The sequence below is a fragment of the Sphaerospermopsis reniformis genome, assembly GCF_005402885.1.
Taxonomy (GTDB): Bacteria; Cyanobacteriota; Cyanobacteriia; order Cyanobacteriales; family Nostocaceae; genus Sphaerospermopsis; species Sphaerospermopsis kisseleviana.
In genome coordinates, this window is sequence record NZ_BJCE01000042.1 from 24,746 (window position 1) to 31,398 (window position 6,653).

At 38.1% G+C, this 6,653-nt stretch carries 4 protein-coding genes and 1 pseudogene; 3 read left to right on the forward strand and 2 right to left on the reverse strand.

From position 1 onward, the window contains the following. The first annotated feature begins 81 nt into the window (after positions 1-81). Both hemJ and FFR48_RS08530 read left to right on the forward strand, forming a co-directional pair. Positions 82-684, forward strand: a complete 603-nt coding sequence (hemJ, locus tag FFR48_RS08525; RefSeq protein ID WP_096567192.1) for a protoporphyrinogen oxidase HemJ — start codon at positions 82-84, stop codon at positions 682-684. 174 nt (positions 685-858) lie between these two features. Further along, positions 859-1,731 carry a DUF6671 family protein gene (locus tag FFR48_RS08530; RefSeq protein ID WP_137667064.1) on the forward strand — a complete coding sequence of 291 codons (873 nt, stop codon included), beginning with the start codon at positions 859-861 and terminating at the stop codon, positions 1,729-1,731. A 1,372-nt stretch (positions 1,732-3,103) separates the two neighbouring features. On the opposite strand, the gene FFR48_RS08535 is transcribed toward FFR48_RS08530, so the two are convergent. Together FFR48_RS08535 and FFR48_RS08540 are read right to left on the reverse strand one after the other, a co-directional pair. After that, complete coding sequence (locus FFR48_RS08535; protein WP_137667065.1) at positions 3,104-4,255, reverse strand: WD40 repeat domain-containing protein; 1,152 nt, start codon at positions 4,253-4,255, stop codon at positions 3,104-3,106. Next, positions 4,233-5,360 (reverse strand): annotated as a pseudogene (locus FFR48_RS08540) (RNA-guided endonuclease InsQ/TnpB family protein). Before FFR48_RS08540 ends, FFR48_RS08535 begins: the two are co-directional and overlap by 23 nt. 159 nt (positions 5,361-5,519) lie before the next feature. Here FFR48_RS08540 and fabG point away from each other — a divergent pair. Next, on the forward strand, positions 5,520-6,260 hold the full coding sequence (gene fabG / locus FFR48_RS08545; RefSeq protein ID WP_137667066.1) for a 3-oxoacyl-[acyl-carrier-protein] reductase: 741 nt from the start codon (positions 5,520-5,522) through the stop codon (positions 6,258-6,260). Positions 6,261-6,653: the final 393 nt, after the last annotated feature.

Sequence of the window (6,653 nt, forward strand, 5' to 3'; positions counted from 1 at the left end):
CAACCTTGTCAACTATTGCCGTAACCTGATAATAAGAGTAAATGCAATCATCTGTAAATTGACTAAGGTAGGTGACAATTCATGGCTTATTCATGGTTTAAAGCCTTTCACATTATTGGTTTTGTAGTTTGGTTTGCAGGGTTATTCTACCTGGTGCGTTTATTTATTTACCACGCAGAAGCGAACCAAGAACCAGAACCCGCAAAAACGATACTGAAAAACCAGTATCAACTGATGGAAAAACGTCTTTACCATATTATTACCATCCCCGGAATGATCGTCACCGTAGCGATGGCCATTGGTATTCTTTCCACTAACCCAGACTTGTTAAAAGAAACTTGGTTACATTTTAAATTAGGCTTTGTGGGTATTTTATTAATCTATCATCATTATTGTGGTAGATTAATGAAACAGTTAGCCGCCGATGAATGTAAGTGGAGTGGACAACAATTAAGGGCTTTAAATGAAGCACCGACTTTGTTATTAGTTGTCATTGTCATGTTGGCTATTTTCAAGAATAATCTACCCACAGATATTACTGCTTGGTTAATTTTTGGTTTAGTGATTTTCATGGCTGCTAGTATTCAAATGTATGCCAAAATTCGCAGACGCAATAAAGAAAAAATGTTGGCAGAAATGAATCAAGTTAATCAAAATAATCAAGTTCCCCAAGCGCAAAGTTAAGTTTTGAGGTGGGCATTGCCCACCATAAAAATGTAAGATTCAGGAGTCAGGAGTCAGTAGGGGCAAACCCCCTGTGGTTGCCCTCTCTCTTTATATCTAGGTTTCACCTTTGATTCTGTAACTGATTGATCTGCAATCTTCTGTAATATTATTTATCAGGGAGTCTCAACAGTAATGACAAAGCAATTATTGAAAAATCTCTTTAATAACCGTGTGGCCGTCATCGCAACTATGCACCATAAAGAACAAGTAATTGCCCCATTATTACAACAAGAATTAGGAATTAAGATTATTGTACCACAGGATTTTAACACCGATGTTTTTGGCACATTTACCAGAGAAATAAAACGCCCAGATACACAAATTGCCACTGCAAAATTAAAAGCACAAAAAGCTATGGAGATGACAGGGGAAACTATAGCTATTGCTAGTGAAGGAAGTTTTGCACCTCATCCCAGTTTTCCTTATATTTATGCTAACAGAGAAATTATTGTTTTTTTAGATCAAGAAAAAGAATTAGAAATTGTTGGCGAAGTTTTTTCTACTGATACTAACTTTAATCATCGAGTTATTAGCAGTTTAGCAGAAGCAGAAGAATTTGCTGAAAAAGTCGGTTTCCCTGAACATGGTTTAGTGGTTTGGTTTGAAAAATCAAATCCTGAAAATCCTGAAATTATTAAAGGTATAACCACAACAGAAAAATTACAGGAAGCTGTGAATTTTGCTTTCAATAATTCCCCCGATGGTAATTTACATATAGAAACTGATATGCGGGCGCTTTATAATCCAATGCGGATGAAGAATATCGAAAAAGCTACCCAAGATTTGCTGAATAAAATTAATAGTTGTTGTCCTCAATGTTCTACCCCTGGATTTAGTATAACTCAAAAAATCAAAGGTTTACCTTGTGAAAGTTGCCATCAACCAACTTTATTAACTATGGCGGTAATTTATCAATGTCGAAAATGTAATTTCATAGAGAAAAAATTATATCCTGATGGTAAACAGTTTGCAGATCCGGGATTATGTGAATATTGTAATCCTTAATCACAACTAATAAATGAGAACTGTTCAAAAATGGAAAATCAACAATTACCTTTTCCTGGAAGCAAGAGAATTAAAAATAGTTTTTTCCTGTTTCTCCGTGGATGGGTTTTCAACCTGTAATCAAACAATTATCAATTATCAATTGATATCTGAATAAAGCCCCCTCTTGAACGGTTAATAACAAGAGGGGGTTTGGAGCTAAAGTCCGGTAGGGTAATCGGGCTATTTAATATTTAATAATTATTCGCTATTTATCAAGTCCTCCTTTAGAGAGATAAATTTTTAGATAAAATTATTTGTTGGTATAATTAGATAAAAAATTGATAAAAAAAGCCCCCGCTATCAGATATCAACGGGGGAATATTGTATTAAAGTTCGTCAGGTGATCGGAATATTTAATTATTTAGTATTTATTGTTTGTATCTTTATTCCTCCATTAGATAGAGAAATTTTGCAATATCTGTTTAAATTCGTCTATTAAAATACTAAGTGTTACTTTTGGTAAGCTTTATTAGTACAGGAGTCTTGCTCAGACTCTAAACTCAGACTCTCAAGAACGTCATATCATATCCATATACGCAACTTTTTTGAGAAGTCTGGGAGCTATTTCCTGCCAATTTGCTGTATTCTAAATTTTAGAATTTTATTTTAAAGATTCTCTAAATTTTTCAATTTGGTGATATGGAAAAGAATTTATTTTTAATTCTCTCTGTATGATGTAGAGGCTACCCAGTAGAAAACTGAGTATAGCTAGGGTGTACATTGTACCTAAAAAGCCATTTATTATTTGCACTTGGGAATTTTTTAAACGTTCTTGTGAACGTTTTTCCTTGCCCATTAATAATACTAGATAAAATCTCCTTTTAAAAAAGGGAATAGAAAGTCTTATATCTATCGCAGATGATTTATTAACTCGGTCCACAAATACTCTTTTCAACTCTGCAAGTTGAGCAAGTTAAGGCTTTCATCATCGGCTTAAAAGAAATACCTCCTGGAAAAAATAGAATCGGTGTAATTTTATTTTTTCTTTGTAAGCATTTAGCTAATTAGGGGTTGCTGAGAAAGTCTTTCCGTGATGGCATAGGAGTCAGGAGTCAGGAGTCAGGAGTCAGGAGTCAGGAGGAGATTTGAAAATTTCTTTGCCATCTCTTGAAATCCCAAAAAATGCACACTTTTTCCGGTATACCCTTCAAAACCCTTGCACTTTTTTCCTGTTTATCAGCCTCTAACCTTTGATATATCAAGGTTTTAGGTTTATTCAGCAAACCCTAATTAAACTTAAACTTAGTTTTGGGCTTTTATGTTTGCAGTCCACAACACCTATGGATTTATGCCTCATAAACTAGCCCACTAAGTTCCTAAAGGCACGGAGTTAAATTGGCAAATCCCAAACGCGCACGGTTTTGTCATGGCTTCCAGACACAGCACGACGACCATCAGCAGAGAATGCAACACTCCAAACATCTCCTGTATGTTTTTCGCAACGGCAAATTTCCTGACCTGTTTTCGCGTCCCACAAGCGTAAAGTTTTGTCAGAGCTACCAGAGAGAATGCGATTACCATTAGGAGAAAAAGCTACACTTAAAACTCTGTCTGTATGTCCTTGAAAACAGCGAATTTCCTGACCATTTTCTGCATTCCACAAACGCACGGTTTTATCAAAACTACTGGATAGGACGCTTTTACCATCAGGCGAAAAAGCAACGGCAGATATACTAGCCTCATGTCCTTCAAAACGCTTGATTTCCCATTCACGCTTTAAATCCCATAGACGTATAACTTTATCACCACAGCCTGAAAGAGCCTGACTGCCATCGGGAGAGAAGGCAACACTATAAACTGATCTCCAATGTCTTTTTAGACAACTAATTTCCTGACCTGTATTTACTTCCCACAAACGCACGGTCATGTCATCGCTGCCAGATAGAGCAAATTTACCATCTGGAGAAAAGGTCACAGAGCGAATAGGTCCGGTGTGTTCCTCGAATCGGCGAATTTCTCTCTCTGTTTGTAAGTCCCACAGACAAATAATCGCGTCATGATTTCCAGACAAGCAAAATTTGCCATCAGGAGAGAAACTGACCGCATAGACTGAACTATTCTGTTTTGGGAAACGGATCTTTTTTTTCATTTTTTGGAGATCCCAGAGAATCTCCCAAACATCAACAGTTTGATATCCACCGCCAGATATAATGCGAGTTCCATCGGGCGAAAAGCTAACGCACCGTATCCAAGCATCATTGACACAATGAAGGATTTGCCTGCCTGTTTGCGTTGGTGGCTGAGGATTTGGCTTTGGTTTTGGGGAAAGCGCCGGATTTATAGAATTACCAGATTTATTATTTAGTGCATTTAGCACTTGCTCGGCAGTCCACCGCGCTGTATTGTCTTTAATCAGACACCCACGCACAATTTCATCAAAAGGTTTAGGCAAGTCCTTGTCTAAATTAAGTGACTCTACTTGTAGAACTTTAGTAGCTACCTGGGTTTCTTTGTCTCCGCTAAAAGGCTGCTTTCCGGTCACAGGCTAACACGATCAATCTGACCGCTTCTTGTTTTAAATTAATCGCAGCGTTTAAATCTCTGTCACTCTCAAAGCCACAGTTATCACATTTAAACACTCTTTAAGATAATGACAGTGATGATTTCTTTTCTCCACAAGTTGAGCAAGTCTTGCTACTGGGATAATATCTATCCACAATTACTAACTTACTGCCATACAGTTGTGTTTTGTATTCCAACTGCCTTCTAAATTCATAAAAGCCCATATCGGCAATAGCTTTTGATAATTTCCCATTCGCTAACATCCCAGATACATTCAAATCTTCTATCCCTATCACCGCGTGGTTTTTGCTAATATATGTAGTAATTTTGTGTAATGTATCTTTTCTGATATTGGCTATTTTTTGGTGTAGTCTGGCTATTTTGATTTGGGCTTTTCTATAATTATTTGAACCTCTGAGTTTATGTCGGTTCAAGTATTGCATTCTTGCTAATTTAGCTTCAGACTTTTTATAGCTTTTTACCCCATTGAATATTTCTCCTGTTGATAACGTTGCTAGATGATTTATGCCTAAGTCAACTCCTACAAACTCTTGATTTTTGGGTGTTTCCTTTGGGTTTACCTCCAGTTTCCAAGAGATAAACCACTTATCAGCTTGTTTACTTATGGTGACAGATTTCGGTTTATATCCTGTCGGGAGAATTTCATAAGTTTTTAGCCAGCCAATTACAGGGACTTTGATTTTTCTATAGTCAATATGAATTGCCCCATCTAAGGTAAAAGAATCCTGTCTCCCTTTTTTCTTGAATTTAGGAAAGCCTTTACTTTTCTTGAAGAAAGATTTAAAAGCATCTGACAAATATCTTAATGAGTATTGAGGGGCGCATTTAGATACTTCATAATACCAAGGATGGGTAGATTTAATGGCTGCTACTAACCATTTGTGTAAATCTATGGCTGTGGGAAATTTAATCTTATCTTGAGGATTAAGTTTGTTATGTAATAATACCTGCTGACAAAGTGCTGATCCTTGATTCCAAGCGTGTCTGGCTACTCCTGCGTGTTGCACCAGTAGTAGTCGTTGTTGCTTGTTAACTTTGAGTTGGGTTTTGAATCCTAGTAGCATACAGGTATTTTACTGTAATTCTGTCACAAAGCCAAAAGATGACAGGAAATTTTCAGTAAATGTAAGTATTTGTTAGTATTGGTTAAGAAAAAATTAACTAGCTACTAACCCCAAATCACCATAAAATAATTAACGCGGTATTTCCCAGAGAAAAATTCAATGACATTATTACAAAACCAAGTCGCAATTGTAACAGGAGCATCCAGAGGTATTGGACGTGCGATCGCTCTCCAACTAGCATCCCAAGGTGCAAAAGTTGTAGTCAACTACGCCAGTTCCAGCACCGCAGCGGAACAGGTAGTAGCAGAAATTACAGCAGCAGGAGGAGAAGCCATCGCCCTCCAAGCAGATGTTTCCCAAGCAGATCAAGTAGATACACTGATAAACACAACCTTAGAAAAATTTAACCGCATTGATATCTTAGTCAACAATGCAGGGATTACCCGCGATACATTGTTATTACGGATGAAACTAGAAGACTGGCAAGCTGTTATAGACCTCAACTTAACAGGTGTATTTTTATGTACCAAAGCCGTCAGTAAAATCATGCTCAAACAACGTTCTGGCAGAATTATCAACATTGCTTCTGTAGCCGGACAAATGGGCAATCCAGGACAGGCAAACTACAGCGCCGCCAAAGCAGGTGTGATTGGTTTTACCAAAACCATCGCCAAAGAACTAGCTACCCGTGGTATCACCGTTAACGCCGTAGCACCAGGCTTTATCAAAACTGACATGACCAGCGATATCAAAGCTGATAACATATTACAATTTATTCCCTTGGGGCGGTTTGGTGAACCAGAAGAAATTGCTGGTATGGTGAGGTTTTTAGCAGCTGATCCCGCCGCAGCTTACATTACAGGTCAAGTCTTTAACGTCGATGGTGGGATGGTAATGTAATTGGTAAAGAAGGGAATAGGGAATAGGCAATAGGGAATAGGCAATAGGGAATAGGCAATAGGGAATAGGCAATAGGGAATAGGCAATAGGGAATAGAAAAATCTTCATTCTGACTCCTGACTCCTTGATCTCCTGACTCCTTGATCTCGTGACTCCTTGATCTCGTGACTCCTTGATCTCCTGACTCCTGACTCCTTGATCTCCTGACTCCTTGATCTCCTGACTCCTTGATCTCCTGACTCCTGACTCCTGACTCCTGACTCCTGACTCCTGACTCCTGACTCCTGACTCCTGACTCCTGACTCCTTACTCCTGACTCCTGACCCCTGCCTCCTACTCTAACACTCATCTCATTTTTTCTTATTCAAGCTCGCAAGAGCACACCTCTGAACC